18 protein-coding genes are annotated in these 25,488 nt (G+C 55.2%); 7 read left to right on the top strand and 11 right to left on the bottom strand.

What is annotated here, in order from left to right:
- Window positions 1-109: 109 nt before the first annotated feature.
- The 5 genes from recN to AC2IAX_RS16800 all read left to right on the top strand — a co-directional run bounded on the left by recN (window position 110) and on the right by AC2IAX_RS16800 (window position 10,002).
- The gene (recN, locus tag AC2IAX_RS16820) at window positions 110-1,948 is read left to right on the top strand and encodes a DNA repair protein RecN (protein WP_494388474.1); all 1,839 of its coding nucleotides are present in this window, start codon (window positions 110-112) and stop codon (window positions 1,946-1,948) included.
- Window positions 1,949-2,535: 587 nt separating this feature from the next.
- On the top strand, window positions 2,536-5,352 hold the full coding sequence (locus AC2IAX_RS16815; RefSeq protein ID WP_494388473.1) for a GAF domain-containing protein: 2,817 nt from the start codon (window positions 2,536-2,538) through the stop codon (window positions 5,350-5,352).
- A 246-nt stretch (window positions 5,353-5,598) separates the two neighbouring features.
- Complete coding sequence (locus tag AC2IAX_RS16810) at window positions 5,599-5,973, top strand: hypothetical protein (RefSeq protein WP_494388472.1); 375 nt, start codon at window positions 5,599-5,601, stop codon at window positions 5,971-5,973.
- Between the two features lie 164 nt (window positions 5,974-6,137).
- Window positions 6,138-9,707, top strand: a complete 3,570-nt coding sequence (locus tag AC2IAX_RS16805) for a HEAT repeat domain-containing protein (RefSeq protein WP_494388471.1) — start codon at window positions 6,138-6,140, stop codon at window positions 9,705-9,707.
- Window positions 9,708-9,771: 64 nt separating this feature from the next.
- Window positions 9,772-10,002, top strand: a complete 231-nt coding sequence (locus AC2IAX_RS16800; protein WP_494388470.1) for a hypothetical protein — start codon at window positions 9,772-9,774, stop codon at window positions 10,000-10,002.
- A gap of 110 nt (window positions 10,003-10,112) precedes the next feature.
- Here the strand turns inward: AC2IAX_RS16800 and AC2IAX_RS16795 are convergent, their stop codons facing one another.
- The 9 genes from AC2IAX_RS16795 to rpsB all read right to left on the bottom strand — a co-directional run bounded on the left by AC2IAX_RS16795 (window position 10,113) and on the right by rpsB (window position 19,512).
- Complete coding sequence (locus tag AC2IAX_RS16795; protein WP_494388469.1) at window positions 10,113-10,463, bottom strand: DUF5615 family PIN-like protein; 351 nt, start codon at window positions 10,461-10,463, stop codon at window positions 10,113-10,115.
- 14 nt (window positions 10,464-10,477) lie between these two features.
- Window positions 10,478-10,807: a DUF433 domain-containing protein gene (locus AC2IAX_RS16790; RefSeq protein WP_494388468.1), complete on the bottom strand. Its 330-nt coding sequence runs from the start codon at window positions 10,805-10,807 to the stop codon at window positions 10,478-10,480.
- A gap of 114 nt (window positions 10,808-10,921) precedes the next feature.
- Window positions 10,922-12,826, bottom strand: a complete 1,905-nt coding sequence (locus AC2IAX_RS16785) for a cation:proton antiporter (RefSeq protein ID WP_494388467.1) — start codon at window positions 12,824-12,826, stop codon at window positions 10,922-10,924.
- Entirely contained in the window at window positions 12,819-12,986 is a 168-nt protein-coding gene (locus AC2IAX_RS16780; protein ID WP_494388466.1) for a hypothetical protein, read from the bottom strand. The genes AC2IAX_RS16785 and AC2IAX_RS16780 overlap by 8 nt, the downstream gene beginning before the upstream one ends.
- A gap of 181 nt (window positions 12,987-13,167) precedes the next feature.
- Entirely contained in the window at window positions 13,168-14,523 is a 1,356-nt protein-coding gene (locus AC2IAX_RS16775; protein WP_494388465.1) for a UDP-glucose dehydrogenase family protein, read from the bottom strand.
- Window positions 14,524-14,850: 327 nt separating this feature from the next.
- Window positions 14,851-15,789: a UDP-glucuronic acid decarboxylase family protein gene (locus AC2IAX_RS16770; protein ID WP_494388464.1), complete on the bottom strand. Its 939-nt coding sequence runs from the start codon at window positions 15,787-15,789 to the stop codon at window positions 14,851-14,853.
- 172 nt (window positions 15,790-15,961) lie between these two features.
- Complete coding sequence (locus AC2IAX_RS16765; protein WP_494388463.1) at window positions 15,962-17,098, bottom strand: hypothetical protein; 1,137 nt, start codon at window positions 17,096-17,098, stop codon at window positions 15,962-15,964.
- A gap of 336 nt (window positions 17,099-17,434) precedes the next feature.
- On the bottom strand, window positions 17,435-18,094 hold the full coding sequence (gene tsf / locus AC2IAX_RS16760) for a translation elongation factor Ts (protein ID WP_494388462.1): 660 nt from the start codon (window positions 18,092-18,094) through the stop codon (window positions 17,435-17,437).
- A gap of 650 nt (window positions 18,095-18,744) precedes the next feature.
- On the bottom strand, window positions 18,745-19,512 hold the full coding sequence (gene rpsB / locus AC2IAX_RS16755) for a 30S ribosomal protein S2 (RefSeq protein ID WP_494388461.1): 768 nt from the start codon (window positions 19,510-19,512) through the stop codon (window positions 18,745-18,747).
- 244 nt (window positions 19,513-19,756) lie between these two features.
- Between rpsB and AC2IAX_RS16750 the strand changes: the two genes are divergently transcribed.
- Window positions 19,757-20,752, top strand: coding sequence for a glycosyltransferase (locus AC2IAX_RS16750; protein WP_494388460.1), 996 nt, complete (start codon window positions 19,757-19,759; stop codon window positions 20,750-20,752).
- 19 nt (window positions 20,753-20,771) lie between these two features.
- Here the strand turns inward: AC2IAX_RS16750 and AC2IAX_RS16745 are convergent, their stop codons facing one another.
- The gene (locus AC2IAX_RS16745; RefSeq protein WP_494388459.1) at window positions 20,772-20,942 is read right to left on the bottom strand and encodes a hypothetical protein; all 171 of its coding nucleotides are present in this window, start codon (window positions 20,940-20,942) and stop codon (window positions 20,772-20,774) included.
- 102 nt (window positions 20,943-21,044) lie between these two features.
- Here AC2IAX_RS16745 and AC2IAX_RS16740 point away from each other — a divergent pair, with 102 nt between their 5' ends.
- Window positions 21,045-22,298, top strand: a complete 1,254-nt coding sequence (locus tag AC2IAX_RS16740; protein ID WP_494388458.1) for an MFS transporter — start codon at window positions 21,045-21,047, stop codon at window positions 22,296-22,298.
- A gap of 88 nt (window positions 22,299-22,386) precedes the next feature.
- On the opposite strand, the gene AC2IAX_RS16735 is transcribed toward AC2IAX_RS16740, so the two are convergent.
- Entirely contained in the window at window positions 22,387-24,528 is a 2,142-nt protein-coding gene (locus AC2IAX_RS16735; RefSeq protein WP_494388457.1) for an ATP-binding protein, read from the bottom strand.
- Window positions 24,529-25,488: the final 960 nt, after the last annotated feature.

Raw genomic sequence — 25,488 nt, 5'->3', positions numbered from 1 at the left:
ATCAACATAGGCCGCCGAAAGCCTTTCCCGGTTGCCAAGCCTTTCGACCTGGTAGGCGACACGCCTTAAGCTAGGAGAGCGCTAGGCGAGTGGGGTTAATCAACGGTCCATGCTGCTGTCATTGCGGATTGAAAACTTTGCGCTGGTGGATGCGCTGGAAGTGACCCTTGGGCCCGGGCTGAATGTGCTGACGGGAGAAACGGGCGCGGGCAAGTCGATTATTCTCGATGCGATCGAGGCGGTGTTGGGCGGGCGGATCACGGCCCGATCGATCCGCACGGGCTGCGATCGGGCAGAAATCGAGGCGACCTTTGCCATTGATCGATCGCTGCGGGACTGGCTGAAGGTGCAGCAATGGGACATGACAGGCGATCGGCTGGTTTGCAGCGTGGAAATTGTCAGCAGTCCCGGCAATAGCGACGGGGGCAAAGGCGGCCGCAGCACGGTGCGCAGCCGGTTTCGTTGCAATGGGCAACCCATCCCCAAGGCCCGCATGGCCATCCTGCGCGATCGATTGGTGACCATTGCCGCCCAGGGGCAAACGGTGCAATTGCTGCAGGCAGAATCCCAGCGGGATTGGCTGGATGAATTTGGCGGCGCACCGATTTTGAAGCAGCGATCGGCCGTGGCCAAAGCCTATGACCGGGCCCAAGAATTGTGGCTGCAACTGAGCAACCGCCGCCAACAGGAAGCCCAGCGACAACAGCAACTCGATCTTTATCAATTCCAGTTGCAGGAGTTAATGGCGGCGGCCCTCACGGAAGCGCAGGAACTGGCTGACCTGGAGCAAGAGCGCGATCGCCTGACCCATGTGGTGGATTTGCAACAGCAGAGCTACCAGGCCTACGAGTTGCTCTATGCCGGAGCTGACGATGCGGCTTCCTGTGCGGAACTGTTGGGCAAGGCGGAAGCCCTACTGGAGCGATCGGCCCGGTTTGATCGACAGGTGGAAGCCATTTTGGAGATGGTGACCAGCGCCCTCACCCAGGTCACGGAGGCGGGGCTGCAAATCAACGCCTACGGAGCCAGCCTGGAAAGCGATCCCGATCGGCTGGAGTGGGTGGAGGAGCGGATCATGCAACTCAAGGCCCTTTGCCGGAAATATAACCTCGATCTGGGTGCTCTGATTGCGCGGCGCGATGAGCTAGACCAGTGGGTGGCGGAGTTGACGGACGGGGGGCAGTCCCTGGAGTCTTTGGAGCACCAATACCAAGTGGCCTATCAAGCCCTTGAAACCGAGTGCGATCGCCTGCATCAACTGCGTCGCCGGGCCGCGCGGGATCTGGAAACACAACTGGTGGCGGAATTGGTTCCCCTGGCCATGGAGCGGGTGCAGTTCGCTGTGGAGTTTGGGCGGGTTCCCCCTTCGTCGGCCGGGTTCGATCGAATCACCTACACCTTCAGTCCTAACCCCGGAGAACCCTTGCAACCCCTGAGCGAAACGGCTTCCGGTGGGGAAATGAGCCGCTTTTTGCTGGCGTTTGAAGCTTGTTTTTCCCAGGTGAGCCAGGTACAAACGGCAATTTTTGATGAAATTGATGCGGGGGTTTCCGGGCGGGTGGCCCAGGCGATCGCCCAAAAACTCCATCACCTCAGCCAAGATCACCAGGTGCTTTGCGTGACGCACCAGCCGATCGTGGCGGCCATGGCCGATCATCACTTCCGCGTGGCCAAGGTGACGATTAGCACCCCGCTGGCCGAGTCGGTGGCCGATCAAGGGGATGGGGAAGGCATCCGCACCGTGGTGCGCCTCAGTTCCTTGGGAGCCGAACATCGTCGGCTGGAGTTGGCCCAACTGGCCGGGGGCCTCGACGGCCCGGCGGGTTCCACAGAAACCCTAGCGGCGGCCAATGCCTTTGCCGATTCCCTACTCGATCGAGCCGCCCGGTTGCGACAGGGCGATCGCTCCCCAAGGGCCTCGCGCCGCCTCCCTCGAAAAACGTCGTAAAATCAACGACAGTCTCGACTTCCGAATCCCTCTATGGTCAGAGTAGCGATCAACCCCTAACCCCCCACCGTGGCTGTTCAGCGCTGGATCACCCCTTCTCGATCGCCTTGATCACCGGATTTGCCTTGCCGGATTGCCCACCCGATCGCCTGTTGGATTCCAATCACCATGGCTTCATTCATGGCCCCGGGCCTAAGCCACCGAAGTTGCCCCCTGAGGAAAATAGAATAAACAGACTACACTAGGGCGTAAAAACAATGCTTCGGATTTCATCCTTGAAGCGATCGCCCGTGATCAGCGGACTCAAAAACGCCACGATCCATGCCGATTCTTAGGTTCGGGCAATGGTCTTAAAAACCACTTGCTAACCGGTTAATCACTGGTGACTCATCCAGTAGGGCGATCGATCGCCATTTCCCGTCAATGGTTCAGGTTGTTCAAGTTTCGTGGTCTGTCGAAGTTCATTCGTCTCGATATCCCGACCAACCGCCTACAGATCCCATTCAAGTGACTTCCCTGCTGATTCTGCTTTGATCGCACCTTTTTTGATCGCACCTTGACCCGCAGCGATAATCTCCCGAGCATCTATGGCCCCCTCGTCGCCTAAGCAACCGATCGCCCAAGCCACCATTCTCGAAGCCACCGTCGTGGATGTCGTCGCCACGGACTCCCGCGCTACCGAGGTTGTGACGGATAACACCGCTGCCACCCACGAGGCCAGCCGGCCCCCAGCCAATCCGCGCCCCTCCAGCAGCGGCGGCGGTGGGTTAGTGGTCTCGCGCCAAGGCGGGTTCAAGGCGTTCCTCGCACCCCTGAAGCGTGACACCTTTAAACAGGTGGTCACCGACGTGGAGGACAAGCTCCGGGTCGTGAACCAAACCCTCTCCATGTTGGACGTGCTCAACGACAACCAAGGGGGGTTTGAAACGGTTCTGGAGGAAATGCTCGAATCGATCAGCCTGAAAACCGGGGAACTGCTCAACGCCGATCGCACCACCATCTATTTGTTAGACGAGGAGCGGGGTGAACTGTGGTCCAAGGTGGCCAAAGGTGCGCCCGAAATTCGGATTCCCTCCACCGTCGGGATTGCCGGAGAAGTGGCCACCTCCCGCAAAGTCATCAACATTCCCTACGACTTCTACAACGATCCCCGATCGGCCGCCGCCAAAAAGTTTGATCAGCAAAATCATTACCGCACCTACACCATGCTGGTGATGCCCCTGCTCAACGAGTTTGAAGAACTCGTGGCCGTGGTGCAACTGATCAACAAACTCAAACCCGGCGCAGATCCCAGTACGGGGCTGGCGGAAAAAATTGATCTCGAAGGCTTCACCAGCCACGATGAACAGGTGTTTCGGGAGTTTGCTCCTTCCATCCGTTTGATTTTGGAGTCGTCGCGGGCGTTCTACGCGGCCATCAAACGTCAGCGGGCGGCCAATGCGCTGATGAAGGCCACGGAAGGCCTGAGCAAGAGCAGCTTGGACTTGGAAGAAACCCTGGCCAATGTGATGGATCAGGCCAAGGAATTGATGCAGGCCGATCGCAGCACCCTTTGGCTCTACGACGAAAATAAAAATCAGCTTTGGACCAAAATCCCGATCAACGGTCGGCCCACGGAAATTCGGATTGATGCGGCCAGCACGGCCTTCGCCGCCCAAGTGGCCCAGTCTGGCCAGCCCCTGCGGATTGACTTTGACCTGTACGATCGCCCCGATTCCGAAACCTCCAAGCAAACCGACCAGCGCAGCGGCTACCGCACTTGCAGCATGTTGTGTATGCCGGTGTTCAATGCCGATCGACACCTGATCGGCGTGACCCAGCTCATCAACAAAAAGCGCCAAGGCGAATTTCCCGCCTACGATCCCGTCGATTGGCCCGCTGCCCCCGAATGCTGGAAAGCCAGCTTTGACAGCAGCGACCAAGAATTCATGGAAGCCTTCAACATCCAAGCGGGGGTGGCGCTGCAAAATGCCAAATTGTTTGCGGAAATCAAACAGCAAGAGCAAATGCAGAAGGATATTCTGCGATCGCTCTCCGATGGGGTGATTTCCACCGACAAAAATGGCAAAATCCTGGCCGCCAACGATAGCGCCAAAAAGCTGCTGGGGCTGGAATCCGATGACGAACTGGAAGGGCTGTCGGTCACGGATGTGGTGCGCCTGAAGGCCAAGGCCGATCGGGAAGGGGGCGACAAGTTTAACCAGTGGGTGCAAGCGGCCCTCTCGGCCAGTGAGGAAAAGGCCCGCCGGCAATATTATCCTGACCAAACCTTGATGCCTTCGACCCTGATCGAAGCGCCACCGCCGGCCCCGGCCCCGACTCCCGTTCCCAAACCCCCCGGCCTCGATGACGACCTGTGGGGCGAACCAACGATGATCGTTCCAGAGCCGGAACCGGAAGCCAAGCAGGAGGAACATAGCGTTAACCTGTCCCTGAACACGATCGCCGATGCGGCCGATCCCACCCAGGTGCGCGGGGCCTTGATCGTGATGGAAGACATCAGCGATGAAAAACGCCTAAAGAGCACCATGTATCGCTACATGACCCAGGAATTGGCGGAACAGCTCCTGGCCAGCGGCGAAACCAAGATGGGGGGCGATCGCAAGGATGTATCGGTGCTGTTCTCCGACATCCGCAGCTACACCACCATCACCGAAAGCATGACCGCCGAAGAGGTGGTGGCCATGCTCAACGAATACTTTGAGTCCATGGTGGATGCGGTGTTCCAACATAAGGGAACCCTCGACAAATACATCGGGGACGCAATCATGGCCGTGTTTGGCTCACCGTTGCCCCTCGATGACCATGCTTGGATGGCGGTGCAAACGGCGGTGGATATGCGCCATCGGTTGGTGGAGTTCAACCTGAAGCGGCGCGAACAGGGCAAGAAGGAAATCAGCATCGGGATTGGCTTGCATTCCGATGAAGTGATCAGCGGCAACATCGGTTCCAGTCGGCGGATGGAGTTCACCGCGATCGGGGACGGTGTGAACCTGGGATCTCGCCTGGAAGGAGCCACCAAGCAATATGGCTGCGACATCTTGATTAGCGAAAACACCTATCGCAAGTGCAACCCCGATCGACTCTGGGCCCGCGAACTGGACTACATCAAAGTGAAGGGCAAAAACAAGCCCGTCTCGGTGTACGAAATCATCGCCATCAAGGAAGGGCCCCTGGCTCGCGAAGTGCCCCAAGCCAAGCTGGATATTCTGGATCACTACGGCCGCGGCCGGCGGCTCTATCTCGATCGGCAGTTTGCCCGAGCCATGGCCGAATTCGGCATGGTGCTGGAAATTAACAAGGACGAAAAGGCCGCCCAACTGCAACTCCAACGCTGTCAGCATTACCTGACCAATCCCCCCGAGGCCGAGTGGGATGGCGCATTCACCATGACCAGCAAGTAAATCCGAAAACGCTCGCGCAATCTAGCGAAACCGGTTCCTAAACCCCACTGACCTCCCCGATCGGCTGGTTAATGGGGTTTATGAGCGTTAACGGGCGATCGCCCCAGCCTCGGAAAACCACTGATCCCCCTGTGATTCTTCCCGATCAGTAGGCTACCTTAATGGACGCAATGGATAGGATGGCGGCCACGATCGCGGGGCCCAGCAATCCCTGAAATTGCAATCCACTTCTTCTTCAGACGTTCTATGGCGAAAAATCGCTTTTTTTGGCACTCCTCCCTGGCAGGGTTAGCTGTGGCCCTCGTGGGTTCGGCCCTGGGCGCGCAGCCCGCTGCTGCTGAATATCAGTCGGTGACCTTCACTCTGATTAATTCCACCAGTCGGGTGCTCGAAGAATTCTATGCATCTCCCCCCAGTACCAATGACTGGGAAGCGGACATTTTGGGAACTGATGTACTCAACCCGGGCGAGTCCATTGAGATCACGATCGATGATGGCCGCGAGGATTGTCTTTACGATTTCAAAGGTGTGCTCGGCCCCGGTAATGGTGTGGGTCGGGGAGCTTTGATCCAATCCAGCGTTTCTGTCTGTGATGGCGGCACTTACGAATATTCCGAATAGTCACGGCTCGATCGAGCGATTCTAGCGGCTGCTTGCTGTTTGCCTTGGGATGATGGTTACCGCCATGGTTGTCCCAAGGCTCAATATTTTTAGGGCGATCGGTTGGCGGTTGCGCTTTGCTGGGTGTTGGCTAGATTAGTGAGTGGGATTGCTGAAGTAACCGGATGACTCCGCCACTGCCCATTGATTTTCAGCCCTATTTAAAGTCGCTGACAACCAACAACAAGTATTGGCGGCGGTGGCGTTTGTATACACCGACCGATGCGATCGGGGCATTTCAGCCAGTTCACGAGGAGCCTGGGCTAGATCTTGAGCTGATGGTGGCGTTGTTTCAGCCACAACAGCAAACCGATGATTGCTCCCAAAAATCTAAAGTAAACCCAGAAGAACCAAAAAATTTACCGGTTTTACAAGGGATTCATCAATACCTATCGGAAGCTAATCATGTGCTGCTGGTGGGACGGCCCGGACTGGGAAAGTCCACGGCACTGTTGCGATTGTTGGTGGAACAGGCTCAGGAAGCCTTGCGCGATCCGGCCGCCAAAATTCCGGTGCTGTTGGAGTTGAGATATTTAGATGCCCATCAGCCCATTGTTTTAGATCGAATTAGCGCATTTCTGCGAAATCACAGCCTTAATGTGGAAGCCGCGACACTCAAGGTGGCTTTAGCAGAAGGACGATTCTTATTGCTGATTGATGGTGTGAATGAGTTGCCCTCTGAGGCAGCTCGGCGCGCTGTTGACTGCTTTCGGCAGGATTATTCCCAGTCGCAGATGGTTTTCACAACCCGAGACGTGGCGTTGGGGGGTGACTTGGGCATTGCCAACAAACTGGAGATGCAATTGCTGAGTGATTCTCAAATTCAGCAATTTATCCAAGCCTATTTGCCTGCCCAAGAGCAATCAATGTTGCAGCAATTGCGAGGACGAGCGCGAGAACTTGGCAAAACCCCCTTATTTCTGGAGATGTTTTGTCAGGTTTTTGAGCAACTCAAGCAAATTCCTGGCAGTTTGGGATTGTTATTTCAGTGTTTTGTGGGGGGATATGAAAAGCTGAAGCAAAGTGTGCCGACTTCCGAAGGGTTCCGCTACTGGAAGGCAGACTTGCTGAGACATCTAGCCTTCACAATGTTGAAAGCGGGGAAACCTACTGATCTACAAGTTTCTATTCCCAGATTAGATGCTGAAGTGATCTTGGCAGAATTTCTGCAAGGGAAGGTGGACTATCCAGCTCAACGAGCGAAGGAATGGCTTGAGGATTTGTTGGAGCACCACTTGATTCAGCTCATCGATTCATATCAACTGGAATTCCACCACCAACTGATTCAGGAATATTACGCGGCGGAATCTTTGTTGCGTTGCTTGCCGCAATTGAGCGATGAGGAGCTGAAGCGGGATTATTTGAACTATCTAAAATGGACTGAGCCAGTGGCGTTGATGTTGTCACTGCTGGATGACGAAGCGCAGGCTTTGCGGGCAGTGCGGCTGGCCATGGATGAGGTGGATTTGATGTTGGGGGCACGGTTGGCGGGAGAGGTCAAACCGGCATTTCAAGTCACGACGGTGGTTTGGATTGATCAGAAAGAATTGCCGATTAAATTGAAGATTCAGTGCTGGGAAGCAAGTCGATCAGAGAAGGCGATCGCAGGGCTAAGCCAAGCCCTCCGCGACTCAGACCGAGATGTCCGTCGTAGCGCAGTAGCGGCATTGGTCAAGATTGGCAGTGCAGAAGCCGTACCTGCCCTGAGCCAAGCCCTCCATGACTCAGACCCAGATGTCCGTCGGAGAGCAGTAGCGGCATTGGGCGAAATTGGCAGTGCAGAAGCCGTACTTGCCCTGAGCCAAGCCCTCCATGACCCAGACCCAGGTGTTCGTTTGAGAGCAGCAGAGGCATTGGGTGAAATTGGCAGTGCAGAAACCGTACTTGCCCTGAGCCAAGCCCTCCATGACCCAGACCCAGATGTTCGTTTGAGAGCAGTAGCGGCATTGGGCGAAATTGGCAGTGCAGAAACCGTACTTGCCCTGAGCCAAGCCCTCCATGACCCAGACCCAGATGTTCGTTTGAGAGCAGTAGCGGCATTGGGCAAAATTGGCAGTGCAGAAGCTGTACCTGCCCTGAGCCAAGCTCTCCATGACCCAGACCCAGATGTCCGTCGGAGAGCAGCAGAGGCACTGGGCGAAATTGGCAGTGCAGAAGCCGTACCTGCCCTGAGTCAAGCCCTCCATGACTCAGACCCAGATGTCCGTCAGAGCGCAGCAGAGGCATTGGGCAAGATTGGTAATGCCGAAGCCATACCAGCGCTGCTCCAAGCGCTCGATGACTCAGACAAAAATGTGCGTTGGAGAGTGGTAGATGCATTAAGTAAGGTTAACGATACCAAAGCTGTACCAGTGCTGCTCCAAGCGCTCAATGACTCAGACAAGGATGTGCGTCGGAAAGCAGTATGGCGATTGAGCAAGATCGGTAGTACCGGAGCCATACCAGTACTGCTCCAAGCGCTCAATGACTCAGATAAGGATGTACGCAAGACAGCGGTAGGGAGATTGGGCAAGATTGGTAGTGCCGAAGCCATACCAGTGCTGCTCCAAGCACTCAATGACTCAGACGAGGATGTGCGTTGGAGAGCAGTAGAGGTATTGGGTGAGATTGGTAGTGCTGAAGTCATACCAGCGCTGTTACACGCGCTCGATGACTCAGATAAGGATGTACGTCGGAGAGCAGCAGGGAGATTGGGCAAGATTGGTAGTGCCGAAGCCATACCAGTGCTGCTCCAAGCGCTCAATGACTCAGATAAGAATGTGTGTCAGAGAGCAGTAGAGGTATTGGGCAAGATTGATAGTGCCGAAGCTAGACCAGTGCTGCTCCAAGCACTCAAGGGTTTAGATAAAGATGTGCGCCGGAATGTATCAAGGGTGTTGCTAAAAGTTGGCGATGAGGAAGCTATATTAGCTTTGATTCACGCGCTTAATAATTCAGATAAGGATGTGCGTCGTAGTGCATCAGCGATATTGAGAGAGATTGGTAAAACGGAGTCTCGACCAGCTTTGCTTCAAGCACTCAAGGACTCAGATTGGTGTGTGCGCTGGAATTCGGCGACGGCACTAGGAAATCTTGGTCATGCTCAACCATTAGCTGAAATCTGGCAGGAATATAAAAAAACCTTAAGATCTGAATTATGGAATGCGTTCGCTAAAATTCAAGATAGCTGCCAATTCTATAACTACGAACTTTGGCAAGCAGCAGAATCTATTTCAACCCAACCCCAGCCAACCAACATGACTGAAAAACCTGAGTACAACGCCAAATACGTCATTCATGGCAACCCTACTATTGTTGAAAAAGATATGACCGTTCACGGCGATCATGTAGGCACTAAAAATATCTATAACTACTTTGGTACTGACCCAGCCCTCAACCAAGAAATTGCCGATCTCCAACAATTCGTTGCTGGCCTCGAAAATGCCAATCCCAACCTAAAAACCGAACAAGAAGCCGATCAAGTGGTTACCGCTGCTCTCGGTCAGGTACAAGCCCAAGAACCCACCCGCTGGCAAAAAATCCGCCACCAAATGGGCATCCTCAAGAAGCAAGTCCTCAACCCAGAACGCCACCTGCAAGCCGCCAAAGCCACCGGAATTGAAGTTGCAAAACACTATGCGGAAAACAGCCTGATCGTGAAAGCCATCATCACCTATATCGACAAACTCAGCGAAACCCCCGACCAAGGAGCCTAGAGACCATTTCTCCTCAACTAATAACGGCTGATCAAATCAATGCCATCAAAATAGGAGAAAAACTATGGCCCAAGTAAGAGTTTTTTATGAACCCGAAACGGAACTGCTCACCATCTTTTGGCAAGCTCCCCGCCTGAATCAAATCGCCACCAACCTCGGCGACGATATCATCTTGTTCAAAGATAGTGACACCCAAGAACCCATCGGCATCGAAATTCTGTCCTATCGCCCCGGCGACGATCGCCTCAGCGGCATTTCCCTAGAACTCGGCCAATACACCCTCGTTAATTCCTAGATTTTGTGAAAAGTGATCAAAAAAAGTTGCTAGATATCCTGGAAGCAATCGATCACCTTGAACAATACGCCATTCTAGGAAAGATAGAATCCGAGAAAATTTCCAGCCGGTTAGCGAAGCGGTAAAAAATAAACTCTTCCTTCTAATTCCTCTTCTAGCGCACATTCTTCTAAGAGTAAAATATCGTCGATCGCCACTGAAACGGCTACCCGGCGACTAACTTCAACTAGTCCAGGCATCTTCAGACCGGCTTTGACTCGATCATAGGCAAATCCTGCCATCGTAGACACATCATGGGTTAGCGTCACTCGATCGACTTCAGCCGCCCAAGCTAAAACGGCAGGATCATCCACGCCCGACAGGCCCACATCTTGAATGCGCTCAATATCCACCGTTGAATTGCGCCGTAAAATACCGCGTACAATCTGATTATTGAAATTTTCGTCCGCAAGAAACTTCATACTTTAGAAGTGGATTAGTGACTCATGCGTCGTGCTAGCAGCCGATCGCGTAAACCCACGGGGTTATCAGTCGCTTCAATTTTTTGCTGTACTGTTACCGCCAAATTAGATCGCGATCGCAAATAGCTATCAACCTCCGATCGATGTCGCAAGTAATAGCCCAACACAGAATAGATGTCGGCCAACTGGAGCGAAGGATATTGCTCTTGAATCTCCTCAGCTAAATTACCTTCTAGAAATGCCAAGATCACCGTATCCAACGTCACGCGGGTTCCTCCCACGCGAATGACATCTGTAGCATCAATGGCTAAAGGAACCGTTTCCGTCACTGGCATAATTAACATCTTGGAGCCTCCTAATCCATTGGTTCATTTACTCAGTGCCATTTTTGGACAAGGGCGAGTTTGGCAGCCTTGGAAGTCGAAATTTGATTTAGAGCGATCCATTTGGTCATCGCATTAAACGGCTTCTTGGATTGCTTCGCTGGCAAGGGGCAACTCCTCCACAGAAGGCAGCCGCTCGATCGTGAATTCGGGCTTGCGAGATCCGGCCAAACTTTGCAGAATTTTTGGCTTGGGATCATGGAGTAAATAGATGAGCCGATCGCCCGCTAACCATGGGTCGTGGGCAGAAACCACCATCAGCCGATCGTCTCGGGCAATCAGCAAGGGAATTAATTCCCCGGTGCGAATCAGGGCCGTGAGGTGGGCATGTTGCAGGTCTAAATCGGTCGATCGCATGATCGTTTCTCCGAGTTTGACCGCCCGATCGCTCACCAATTGATTCCATTCCTTGAGGCTGCGTTGGGTGGCAAAGGCGGGTTGCACCTTGCTGCTGCGTTTGGCTTGGCCGTTGCCGTTGCTGTTCTCTTCGGTGGGAACGGCAGCCAAGACCCGAGGCGGGGCGAATTCTTCGGCGGCGCGTTGGGCCAAAACCGCATTCACTTCACCATTGCTGGTGGCGGCGAGGAACGTTCCCACGGACTCCAAACCGGCCGCTTCCAAAACGGCCGTGTCGAGGGCGCTGCTGGAAAACACGCGAAATCCGGCGCTTTCGGCTTGCTTGCAGGCTTCCGGGTCCGTTTCCACGATCGCCACCGCTTCCCCGCGATCGGCAAACAACCGCGCCACCAGCAATCCCACGGGCGTGGCCCCGGCGATCGCGATGCCGCGCCGTTCCGTGGAAGTTAACCGCAACCAATCGGCAACCCAGCCCGCCGTCAGGCCTTGGGCGGTGACCGTGGTGGCGATCGTCAAAAACACCAAGGCTTTAATGGACTCGCCGCCGGTAATGCCCCCTTGGGTCAACAAAATCGAGAACAGGGAGGCCACGGAAGCGGAAACAATTCCCTTGGGAGCCACCCAACCGGCAAAGAGTTTTTGTCGCCAATTAAAGTCGCTACCGGCGGTGCAAAGCCACACGTTCAGGGGGCGCACCACCAACATCAACACCACAACGGCGGCCAAGCCGCCCCAACCAAGGGTGAAGACGCTGGCGAGGGAGAGGTCTGCCGCCAACAGCACGAACAGGACGGAGATGGCCAGCAGGGTCAGTTGCCCTTTGAAGCGGCGCAGGGTGCGGGCTTCGGGCAGCTCGGCGGCCCGGAGAACAATGCCTGCAATGACCACTGCCATCAGGCCGGATTCGCTGGCGGTTTGTTGCGACAGGCTATAGAGGCCCCAGGCTCCGGCCAAAACGGTTAAATTCCGCAGGTCATCGGACAGGAAGGGGGCCCGCCGCAGGAAGGCGGCGATCGCCCAGCCACCCAACCCGCCAATCAAACTTCCGGATCCCAAGCGCCATAACATGCTGGCTAGGATGGTGCTAGGGTCGCCGCCGCCGTCGATGATGATGTTGAGAACAACGACGGCCAGGATCGCCCCGATCGGGTCAATTAATACGCCTTCGCTTTCGAGGAGGGCTGAAACCTGCCGATCGACTTGAATATTTTTCAGCAGGGGGCCAATGACCGTGGGCCCGGTCACCACCACCAGGGAGGAGTAGAGCAGGGCGATCGGCCAAGGAAACTCCGCCAACCAATGGGCCGCCATGCCGCCGCCCGCAAAGGAAACCAACGTCCCGATCGTCACCAGGTTGCGCAGGCTGCCGGAGACTTTGCCCACATCGCGCAACTCCAGGCCCAACCCCCCCTCAAACAAAATGAGGGCCACTGCCAAGGAAACGATCGCCTCCAGGGCTGGGCCTAACTGTTGCGGGTCGATCGCCCCGAGGCCGCTGCGCCCCAGGCTAATTCCAAACACCAGCAGGCAAACGATGCCGGGCAGCCGCAACCAGGCCGCCACAATTTGGGCCCCGATGCCCACCAAGACGGCCAGGATGAGGGTTTGGGCAATCTCAGCCACAATTGCCTCCCGCGCGATCGCGCCGGGGATGGGGATCGCGGCTGTCTTGGGTCACAATTCCCTGACGTTTGCCGAGGATGCCATGTCCCGCAAGATGCCCTGCGAGATGCCCCGCGAACCGGTAATGCTGTGAATTGAAGGGCAACAGCAACAGCGCCATCGGGCGCAAGAACTCAGTAAAAAACCTCGCCTGCTCTCCCCCTCATGCTTGTGTTGAGGGCGTTTTGGACAAAACCGGGAGTGGGATTGGGAGCAATTGAGCGCCTCCCAAGGCGGGGACGGCCAAAACCGCTTGTGGGCCAGTATATCTCAGGGGCCCCACGGGCCCCTGAAGGTGATCCTTATCGACCAATGCCCACGTAGTGGAAGCCTGCGGCCTCCAAAGTCGCCCGATCGAGGAAGTTTCGACCATCAACCACTGTGGGATTGTGCATGGCTTTGGCCATCTTGGCGTAGTCCAGGGTGCGGAATTGTTCCCATTCCGTGACAATTACCAGCGCATCGCAGCCATCCGCCAGCAGTTCGGGATCGGTCTCCACATAGACATTTGAAAGGCCGTGGCGCATCCCCGTTTGGGAAACGATCGGGTCGTAGGCCTTCACCTTCGCGCCTAAGCGAGTGAGTTGTTCAATCAAAATCAGGGACGGGGCATCGCGCATGTCGTCCGTGTCGGGCTTGAAGGTGAGACCCAGCAGGCCGATCGTTTTGCCCTTCAGGATCTTGAGGGTCTGTTGCAACTTCTCGATCGCGATCGCCCGTTGCCGCTGGTTCACATTCACGGCCGCCTTCAGCAGTTCCGCATCGTAACCATAGTCACTGGCCGTATGCACCAGGGCAGACACATCCTTCGGGAAACAGGAACCGCCCCAGCCAATGCCCGCATTCAGGAACTTGGGCCCAATCCGCGAATCCAAGCCAATGCCCTTAGCCACTTGGGTCACATCGGCCCCCACCCGATCGCAGATATTGGCCACTTCGTTAATGAAGCTAATCTTGGTGGCTAAGAACGCGTTGGCCGCGTATTTCACCATTTCCGCCGAGGCCAAATCCGTCGTGACGATCGGCACCGGGGGCAGGGCTTGGTTTTCTGCGAAGTCACGCCGGACGATCGGGTCATACAACTCGCTCATCATCCCCAGCGCCTTGGGATCATTGCTGCCCAGCACGATTCGATCGGGGTTGAAGGTGTCGTAAATGGCCGAGCCTTCCCGCAAAAATTCTGGATTGCTGACCACCGCAAAGGCCGGCTCCGGTTGGCCCGGCGAATGTTCCTTAAAGGAATCGAGCACGATGGTGCGCACCCAGTCCCCCGAGCCGATCGGCACCGTGGACTTATTCACAATTACCTTATAGTTGCTGCCACTCTTCAGGCTGGTGCCAATGCCTCGGGCCACCGCTTCCACATAGCGCGTGTCACTTTCCCCCGTGGGTAGCGGCGGCGTGCCCACGGCAATGAAGAGGATGTCGCTTTGATCAACCCCGGAAGCCAGGTCGCTAGTGAACTCGATCGTCCCCTCCGTCATGGCCGCCTGCATCAGTTCCGACAGGCCCGGCTCATAAATTGGGGATTGCCCCGACTTCATCAGCTTGACCTTTTCCTCGTTGTTGTCCACGCAGGTGACGTGGTGGCCCGTGCGCGCCAAGCAAACTCCGGTTACCAAGCCCACGTAGCCTGTTCCAATTACGCAAACCCGCATAAATTCACCTTCTGTACAAGTGGAGTCCTTACAAGTTGGGTCATTCGGCAACCATTCAGCCCCATTGGGGCCAAATGGTGCAGACAAACTGAGATCCGTATTCCCTAGAGCCTGGCATCAGTCCGGCTGATTGCGACCGAAATCTTGGATGGTTTCTGGATGCTGACTGTTCCAACTTCCCCATTAGGGCCCGTCGTCATTTCCTGGGATCCAGTGAAAACGGTTGATCTTCCATACTCTAACCACCCCAGACAAGGGGCTTAAGCCCCTTGCCCCCACGATCCGCCAACAGTGGAATCGGGGTTTCAGGTGATTTGACGACATGCCTTAGGCTTCAGCAACAATCCGTTGGCGGAAGTCCTCGATCGTCTTTTGCAGTCCTTCTTCTAGGGGTACGGTTGGCTCCCAACCCAGCCACAGCTTGGCGCGGGTAATGTCGGGACGGCGGCGGCGCGGGTCGTCCTGGGGCAGGGGTTTATAGTCAATTTCCACGCCGGAACCCACCTGGGCTTGGACGGCTTTGGCTAGCTCCAAAATCGTGTATTCCCCAGGGTTGCCGAGGTTAACGGGGCCAGTGTGGTCGGGGTTGTTCATCATCCGAATTAGCCCATCCACCAAGTCCGACACGTAACAGAAGCTGCGGGTTTGGGAGCCGTCTCCATAGATGGTCAGGGGCTGGCCGCGCAGGGCTTGCACGACGAAGTTGCTGACCACGCGCCCATCGTTTTCCAGCATCCGAGTGCCGTAGGTGTTGAAAATACGCACCACGCGGATGTCTACGCCGTTTTGGCGGTGATAGTCAAAGGTGAGAGTTTCGGCAATTCGTTTGCCTTCGTCGTAGCAACTCCGGATCCCGATCGGGTTGACGTTGCCCCGATAGTCTTCGCTTTGGGGATGAACTTCTGGGTCGCCGTAGACTTCGGAGGTGGAGGCCAGCAGGAACCGAGCTTTGACCCGTTTGGCCAAGCCCAGCATGTTCATGGTTCCGATCGCGTTGGTTTTAACGGTTTTGACGGGATTGTATTGGTAGTGCACCGGAGAGGCAGGACAGGCCAGGTGATAAACCTGATCCACTTCCAGCCGAATAGCTTCGGTAATATCGTGGCGGACGAGTTCAAAGTTCGGGTGGCCCAGCCAGTGAACGATGTTGCGCTTGTGGCCGGTGTAGAAATTGTCGAGGCAAATGACCTCATGACCGGCGTTCATTAGCCGATCGATCAAGTGCGAACCGATGAAGCCCGCGCCTCCGGTGACGAGGATTCTCATGGCAACGTTGCGCTAGGGGGTTTGAAATCCCCAATAACCTAGCACCTGGGATGAGGCGTTGGGTGTGTGGTGATGGATTTTCAAGGAATCGGGCGCGATCGAGGTGCGATCGGTTTGGTGGGCGCTGATCCCTGAGGCAAATCTTTAGCTGGCTGACGACCTCGAGTCCTTCCTAGTCTTCAAACCAAGCACTACGCCAGGCGGATTCGGCGGAGGCGATCGCCTGGCGATGCTGCACCTTTTCGTAGCGGGTGCGGAGTTGGTCAAGCTGCTCCAGCACCTGTTGGATCGCGGCCCGCTGGGGTTTCAGGTCGGGGTTGCTAAAGTGAATTTCCGAGAGACGCAAGTGCACGGCCACCAGGCGGGTGGCTCCGTCGTTGTCGTTGTCGGAATCGTCATCGCCTTCGCCTTGCATGATCAGCTCAATCAGATTAGGCGAGTTGCCGGTGAAGTCGTCGAAGTCTCCTTTGGCCGCAATGTCCAGCATGGCGGACGGGAGTTTGCGGGGCAAAATGCCGACTGAGCGCAATAGCTCGTTGGCCTGATGGGATTGGGCCCGAAGCGTTTTGTTGGTGAGCTTTTCGCGCGATCGATGCCATTGCAGCACGCGGCTGGGATGGTTTGCCAGCGTTGCCAGCACTTCGGGCATCCCAGCATCCAGGTCGATCGCTGGGGGCCGGGGTTCGGAATCTGACTCCGGTTCTGAGTCGGCTTCTTCTTCTGCGTCGGCTGCTAGATCGTCGTCATCGCGCTCTGAGGATGGGTTCGCGTTTCGGAGGCGATCGCTCGTTTCGTCGTCAGAATCTTCAGAATCTTCAGCGTCGTCCGCATCATCCCCCTCTAGCTCGATCGACTCAATATTGACCAACGAGTTAAAAGCCGCCGCCAGGGCCGCCGCCATTTCAGCGGTGCTGGGGCCCTCGTTGTCTTCGTTGTCTGCCCCGTTGGCCGAACGGCGACCGCTGGATTTTGGCCGCTCGATCGCCTCCACCTTCACAATCCGCTGTTTTCGCTCGGGCTTGGGAATGGGTAAGGCCAGGTTTTGTTGCAACTGTTCAGACAGGTTGCGGGCCAACTGTCGCAGGGCCTGCTGTAGGTTTTGGCGCTCCATGAAGGGCAGGGCCAAAAACTGCTCAGGATACTTATGGGTACAGATCCGGTAGCTGGCCAAAATCAACTGCTGACCGGCAGCGGCCCCCAAGGTGCGCAGATAGCTCAAATCTGCCTCGTATAAGGACTCCGCCAGCGATCGAGACCGATCGCTCAGCTCCGCCAATTCTTGCTCCAGTCGATGAATCGGGTCAGTCACGGGTGATTTTGCCTCTTCTCTCTGCACCAGTTCAAATCCGTGCAAATTCCAATGCGCCAATCCAGGCTACATAAACTCAATTTGCTGCAATTTGCTGCAATTTGCACAAGCTCAAACGAATCCAATATTCCAAACCAGGCTGAACAGTAAACCAGGCTGAGCCAGACCAGAATAGGAACGATCGCCCCAACAGCACCAAAGGCACAGCCACAGATCGTTCGGACGGTTGCGCGATCGATCGGGCCATGCCTTCGGGTTTAATTCAGCCGTTGGGGCGACAAGCCGGACAAAACCGCTTTCCCCACAAATCGGATGGGCCATCCAGCCCCAGCCGTCCTATTTGTTGCCGGTTTGGGCAGCCACTTCCTCAGCGAAGTTGATTGCTTGCTTCTCGATGCCTTCACCCAACACAAAGCGTTGGAAGCGACGCACTTGAATGTTTTCGCCAATTTTAGCGATCGATTCCTTGATCAGTTCTTCCACGGTCTTGCTTTGGTCGCGGATGAAGGGCTGAGGCAGCAAGCACAGCTCTTCCAGGCGCTTCTTAATCCGACCATCAACAATCTTTTCTTTCAGTTGCTCGGGCTTGCCGGCCAGGTCTTCGCGACCCATTTCGATCGCCTTTTCGCGGACTACCACATCAGGCGAAATTTCATCGGTGGAGATAAATTCCACGTTGGGGCAAGCGGCAATTTGCATGGCAATGTTGCGCACCAGCTCCCGGAATTCATCGCGCTTGGCCACGAAGTCCGTTTCGCAGTTCACTTCCACCAACACGCCAATCCGACCGCCGGTGTGGATGTATGCATCAACCAGCCCTTCAGCGGCAACGCGGCCCGCTTTCTTGCCAGCGGAGGCGATGCCCTTTTGGCGCAGCCATTCGGTGGCCTTTTCGATGTCGCCGTTGTTTTCTGCCAGGGCTTTTTTGCAGTCCATCATGCCCGCGCCGGTACGTTCGCGCAGGTCTTTAACCAGCTTTGCCGAAATCTCTGCCATGGGGCCCTCGTTACCTAAGCGTTTGCAAGCGTTGTCGTGAACTGTGCAGCAGTTATTTGCCGTTGATTGTAAAACCTGGCGAGTCAGGGCGGGGTTAAGCTTGCCCTAACCCGGCTCGCCCGATCGACATGAAATCAATGAACGGAGACGAACCGAGACGAATTGACCGAGGAAGCGACGAAGTTTAGGAGATCAATTGAGCCAAGGTTTGGGACTGTTGGATTCTGCTCGATCGACCGGGGGTGATCATTTCGACCCAGCCGATCGAGCCAAACAGTGGCTGAACAAGGGGCTTCAACGCCGAACTTCCCAGAGTCTTGCAATGGAAGAATCAGAAGTTTTGCGAATCCGAGGACAGATCCTGAGGACAGACTTTAGGGCCTGTCGTCATTTTCTGGGATCCAGTGAAAACGGTTGATCTTCCATACTTTAACCACCCTAGACAAGGGGCTTAAGCCCCTTGCCCCCGCGATCCGTCTACCCTAGACAAGGGATTTAAGCCCCTTGCCCCCGCGATCCGTCTACCCTAGACAAGAAATTTAAGCCCCTTGACCCCGCGATCCGCCCACCCTAGACAAGGGATTTAAGCCCCTTGCCCCCACGATCCGCCAACGGTGGAATCAGGGTTTCAGGCGATTTGGCGACAGACCTTAGGCTTCGGTGCTTTCTTCTTCTTCGTACTCTTCTGCGTCGTAGTCGTATTCTTCGTCGAAGGCTTCGTCTTCGCTATCCAACTGACCATGGCGACCTTCATAGATCGCATCGGCCAGCTTGCCGATGATCAGCTTGATCGATCGAATTGCGTCGTCGTTGGCGGGAATGGGCACATCCACCGTATCGGGATCGCAGTTGGTGTCCAGCAGCGCCACGATCGGGATTCCCAGCTTCACGCATTCTTGCACCGCGTTGTATTCCCGACGTTGGTCCACCATGACCACGATGTCAGGCAATTTGCGCATGTGCTTGATGCCGTTTAGGTACTTTTGCAGCTTGGCCATTTCGCGGCGCAGCACCGAAGCTTCCTTCTTGGGCAACAGGTCAAGACCGCCGGTTTCTTCGCGGCGCTCCAGTTCCTTCAGCCGATCGGCCCGGCTCTTGATCGTGGTCCAGTTGGTGAGCATCCCGCCCAACCAACGCTGGTTCACATAGAAGCTGCCGCAGCGGGCCGCTTCTTGGGCCACGATGCCAGCGGCTTGGCGCTTGGTGCCCACAAACAGCACGCGCTTGCCTTGCTCGGAGGCTTCGCGCAGAAATTGATAGGCATATTCCATGCACTGGGCAGTTTGCACCAGGTCAATAATATGCACGCCGTTGCGAGCCGCAAAGATGTAGGGCGACATCTTGGGGTTCCAGCGGCTAGCCTGGTGTCCAAAGTGAACACCGGCATCGAGCATTTGGGTAAGGGATACGACTGCCATGGTTGGCCATTTCTCCTGATATTCGGGTTTATCCTCCATCCAGCGAGCGATTTTGCAGAAGTCGAAAGGCTGACTAGCTCAGGGTTTGCGACCTTGGCTTCGGCTCTTTGGCAACTGGCAAAACACCCGAAACGCTGGATGTGCGTTTTAGAGAGCTTGACTAGGGTATCACGGGGGGTGCGATCGCGATATTCTTTTGCAAGCGTCCGCCGAGGCGCAAGGCCGATTCCCTAAGGATGCCCCCATGATCTCTTCTCCGGCTCGATCGATTCCTGGGTCTGAGTTGCCCTTGGATGATCGCCCCGATATCTCGATCGTTGTGCCCATCCACAATGAAATTGAAAGCCTGCCTCATCTGCTGGATGCCATTACGGCGGCGATGGAGCCGACGGGCGATCGCTACGAGATTGTTTGCGTGGATGATGGGTCGCGGGATGGCTCCGGCGATTGGCTGAAGCAGGCGGCGATCGAGCGCTCCAACCTGCGATCGGTGATTTTGCGGCGCAATTATGGTCAAACCGCCGCCATGGCCGCCGGGTTCGATCGCTCCCGGGGCCACACGATCGTGACCCTGGATGCGGACTTGCAAAACGACCCCCAAGACATCCCGGCCCTCCTGGAAAAGCTCAACGAGGGCTACGACCTGGTGACCGGCTGGCGGGTGAAGCGCCAAGATGCGGCCATGACCCGACTGCTGCCCTCGCGGATTGCCAACGCCATCATTCGTCGTGTCACGGGTGTGCGCGTGCGGGACTATGGTTGCTCCCTCAAGGTTTACCGCGCCGAATTGCTGGCTGATATGAACCTTTACGGCGAATTACACCGATTTTTGCCCGCTTTGGCCTTCATGGAAGGGGCCAGAATCACGGAAATTCCCGTGCGTCACCATGCTCGCCAGTTTGGCCAAAGTAAGTACGGCCTGGGCCGCACGATCCGGGTGGTGATGGATTTGCTGACCATTTGGTTCATGAAAAAATTTCTGACCCGGCCGATGCATGTGTTTGGCCCCCTGGGGTTGGGGCTAATTGCGATCGGGGGAGTCCTGTTCATTTATTTGATTGCGATCAAAGTCTTTTTGGCCCAGGCCATTGGCGATCGCCCCCTGTTGACCATTGCCACTGTGTTGTTGCTGGCGGGCTTTCAATTCTTCTGCTTTGGTCTGTTGTCGGAGTTGACCATGCGCACCTATCACGAATCCCAGGGCCGACCGATTTATCGAATTCGGGAGGAAGTGGGCTAGTTGGTGGGCTAGTCAACGGTTAATCAACTTGATCAGGTTGATCAAGTTGATCAGCAGCAGCTAATCCGCAGCTAATCCGCAGTAATGACTTGAGTAATGGCTTGGCGGTGGTTGAGCGACACCGGATCCACAGGCCGATCAGTTTGCAGGGAAGCTGTGAAAAGAAGTTGACGTGAAAAGACGTTGCCATGGGGCGATCGCGGCTTGGGGCCGAGCGGCGCTTCATTACATTTTTGTCACATTCGCTACAATGATCAACTCTATCGCCAGCGTGTAAGCACCTGAAGCTGCCGTGTTGTCGCTGTTTCGATCGCTGCCGGCCCACAGTCGGCGGAATTTGTTGTTTTTAGCGGGGGCGGCCTTCCTGTTTTGGTGCAGCATGGCTTCGCAACTGCCGGTGCTGTCCTTATATGTGCGCCAAACGGGCGGCAACGATAGCCAAGTGGGGCTTGTGATGGGAGCCTTCGCGATCGGGCTGTTGTTGTCGCGCCCGCAGTTGGGCCAGTTGGCGGATCTCCAAGGTCGGCGGCGGGTGTTGCTATTGGGAACCGTGGTGGCGGCGATCGCCCCGATCGGCTATGGCCTGGTCACCTCCGTGCCCCTACTGATGTTGGTGCGCATTTTCCATGGCCTGAGCATTGCCGCCTTCACCACCGGTTACAGCGCCTTGGTGGTGGATTTGTCTCCTCCGGAACGCAAGGGGGAGCTAATTGGCTACATGACCCTGACCCAGCCGGTGGGCGTGGCGATCGGTCCGGCCCTGGGCAGCTACCTGCAAACGGCCTATGGTTTTTGGCCCACCTTCATTGTGGCCGCCAGCTTTGGAACGGCCGCCACGATCGGGATGAGCTTTATTCAAGAAACAGCTCCCCCGACGGAGGATCCTGCCGCCAGCGCATCGGGCAATCCGGAGCGTTTTTGGGCCAAGTTAGCCACCCCCGCCCTGCGGACTCCAGCCCTGGTGATGCTGACGATCGGGCTGGTGTTTGGCACGCTCAGCACCTTTGTGCCGCTCTTGATTGTGGAGAGCCGCGTGGCCCTGATTCCCGGCCTGTTCTATACCGCCGCCGCCGTGGCCAGCTTCGGTGCCCGATTTTTAGCGGGCAAACAGTCCGATCGCCTGGGCCGCGGTGCGTTCATCACCCTCAGCTTGGTCTGTTATGTGGTGGCCATGGGCCTGTTGGCCCAAGCGGAATCCGTGGCGGGATTCATCGTGGCCGCCTTGCTCGAAGGGCTGGGGGCTGGGTTGCTGATTCCCTCGATTGTGGCCCTGGTGTCCGATCGGGTTCCTGCCCACGAGCGCGGCCGCAGTTTTTCCCTGGTCTTGCTGGGGTTTGATTTGGGAATTGCGATCGCTGGGCCCGGTTTGGGGGCCTTGTCCGATGCCTTGGGCTATCGGGTGTTGTTTGCGATCGCCTCCGGTCTGGCTTTGGTGGCGTTGATGATGTTTATCACCCTGTCGAGCAAGTCCGTGGGTCGATCGATCCGGTTCGCCTTGGGGCGATCGCCGGATGTCTATGCCCTTAGCCCTTCAGAATCCCACTAGATTCTGATTGCCGTTATCTAACCCCTGGATGTCTGGCCTAACCCGGCCTCTGGATCAACCCTCACCCCATCAGCACCCAGCCCAGAACTCAATCCGGCGAGGACTCCGGGCGGGTGCTGAGCACCGAAGGCGAAGCAACAATCGGCGGGGTTGAGGAAGTGGCGGAGCCGTTTTGGGGCGATCGATGGGCGATCGAAGCGGAGCGCCGTTCCGTGCCCCGGCTGGGGTAGCTCGATTGGCGGGTGGGAATCTCGATCGTGAAAGTGCTGCCCAATCCCTCCTGGGACTCGCACAGCAGGCGGCCATGATGTCGCTCCGTCACCACCTGATAGCTAATGGATAATCCCAGCCCTGTTCCCCGGCCGACTGCTTTTGTGGTGAAAAACGGGTCAAACAACTGCGCTCGGATGGATTCTGGAATCCCTGCTCCATTGTCCGAAATGGAAATTTGCACCCAATGGTTATCCAAAATGGGGCGAGTGGAAATCACAATTTGCGGCTGAAAATTTTTCCCCTCAACCTGATAGCGATCTTCCAGCGCATCCAACGAATTGGCCAGAATATTAATAAACACCTGATTGAGTTGGCCCGGATGGCATTCCACCAAACTCAGATGCCCATAATTGCGAATCACCTGAGTGGAGGGGTGTTGATCACTGCCCCGCAATCGATGATTCAAAATAGTAAGGGTGCTTTCTAAGTCATCATGCAAATTCACTTCCTTCAGTTCTGATTCATCCATTCGCGAGAAGGTGCGCAAGGATTTAATAATGGCTTTAATGCGATCGGCTCCCATTTTCATGGAAGTAAATAACTTAGGTAGATCCTGACTGAGATATTCAAAATCAATGTCTTCTAGATGCTCCGCGATCGCTGGAATCGCCTCAAAATCAAAATATTCTCGACAAAGCAAAATCAAATTGAGCAAATCAATGGCATATCGTTTGGCATGATCCAAATTGCCATAGATAAAGTTCACGGGGTTATTGATCTCATGGGCCACCCCCGCCACCAACTGACCCAAACTCGACATCTTCTCCTGTTGAATCAGTTGAGCCTGGGTGTGACGCAATTCGCTAATGGTTTCTTCGAGGTCTTTGGCCTGTTGCCGCAACCGCATTTCCGATTCCCGCAAGGCCACTTCCACCGCTTCTCGATCGCTCGCATCCCGGGCAATCACCCCCAAGCAAAGGGGATCATTCGTTTGGGGATGGCGGATCACAAAAATGGTGTAATCAACGGGGATATAACTTTGGGCTTGCAAATTCCACAGCCGAAAAGCCCCGCTCCAAGTGCCATCCCTGAGGGCGATCGGGTGGATGAGTCCTGCCGCGATCGGGCGATCTTCCACCGCGAAAAAGTCCATGAGCTGGTGATGTTGGGCCGCCAATAAATTAGGCAACCCCACCAGGGCCAAGCCCGCCCCGTTCAGATATAAAACTTCGCCATCCAGGCTGGTGATGCCGATTAGATTCGGACTATTTTCCACCAAAGCAGCCAGTTGACGGCGCTCCTGATCTGCCTGCCGCTTCAGGGTCACATCCGAAAACAAACTGACGCAACCCATATAGGAACCATCTGCGTCATGGATGGGGCTGACTCGCAGAAAAATCGTCAGCATTTTTCCACGGGTGCTTTTCATAGTCACCTCACCCACCCAAGAGCGATCCGATCGCACCAAGTCATAGATCGCTTGCCAAGTTTGGGGCTGGGTGTAAAGACTCGCTATGCCCCCCGCCGCCACCAGTACCGACAACTCATCAACCTGGAACAACCGGGCAAACGCTCCGTTGTGATAAATCGGCTGTCCCTCTGCATCAACCAAGGCCACCGCTTCGCTGGTGCTATCCAGGGCGTAGCGATAGCGCATTCGATCTTTGTGGACGGTTTTCCGCGATCGCTTGAGCCGAGATTCCGCCTGCTTGAAGGAATTCACCTCCATCAAAGTGCCATGCCACAAAATCGAACCATCTTCCAATAATTCCGGTTCTGAGGTGGCATAAACCCAACATTCTTGATGTTGGTGTCCATCAAATCGCCCTTGCCAAAACCAGGACGATCGATTGCGGGCGGCTGCTTGGAGCGATCGATGAAAAGCCCGGCGATCGCGGCCATGAATGCGCGACAACAGGCAGTGACTATCGGCCATGATTGCCTCTGCCGAAAGACCAAACAAGCGATAGCAGCTTTCGCTGATGAACAGAAATGACAATCGGCCATCACGATCCATCAAAAGCTGATAAGCAACCCCTGGCATCTTGCTGAGGAGTGTGTGGATAGCAGGGTTTTGCGCGATATCATGCATGATTTAGAGCTGGGAAAAATGAAAGCATTGCGCAGATTGTTGTTAAAACAATCAAGATTCACTGGTCAATGCCAATGATAGGAGTCTAAAAAGATTAAGTAGGAAATTGAGTCGCAATCGGATCAAGTCGAAATCAAGAACAATTAACCCAACGGTTAACCCAACGGTATCTTTTAAGCAATTTCCCACAGATTAAAGACGCATTGAGAAATGATGCTAATCTCCATCCATCACGATCGCTGTGAGTCTTTGGGTTAAAGGATGAGCGGATTGGGAATGGGAAGAATTACCGAGTTAACCAAGGTGGGTGGTTCTCGACTCATCATTTCTCAGTGCTGCTTTGAACGTAACGGCTTTGAAAGTAAAATTATCCTCCTACAAATCGATTGAGAAAGCTAGGTTGAAGCTTGATTAATGGTTCGTTGTGAGATTTTCCGAGAATTTAAAGCAACGAACACTGATTGTATTGTGGCGAAGATTGTCACAACCTGTATGGAAATTTAAAAAAATGTAAAACCCCTTGAGAAAACTCTGATCCCCTGAAACTTCATGAACTTTCTTTAAAAAAATGCAAAAAGAGACTCATTCATCGGCTTTATGAAGAAAATCTCAAGAAATGTATTAAATCGGTCTAAGATGGGCTGCAAATTGAGCTTTTCTCCTACTGGCTTGATCTAAGTTGAGTGAACTTTGAGAGGGTTTTCAGGAAAAATGATTCAATTTTAATAAATGACGGTCTTTTTTTGACTGGAGAACCACGATCAAAAGGAAGCTTATGTTGGCACATTTACCCAAGGCATAGCAAGAAAACAAGTCTTGGTTCAAGGCCCCTTAAAGAGCAACCCGCGAGGGTAATTCAACGAGGTATCTAGGGGGTAGCTATGA

Source organism: Limnothrix sp. HT2024 (genome assembly GCF_059138625.1).
This window is presented reverse-complemented; position numbering and strand designations above follow the sequence as displayed.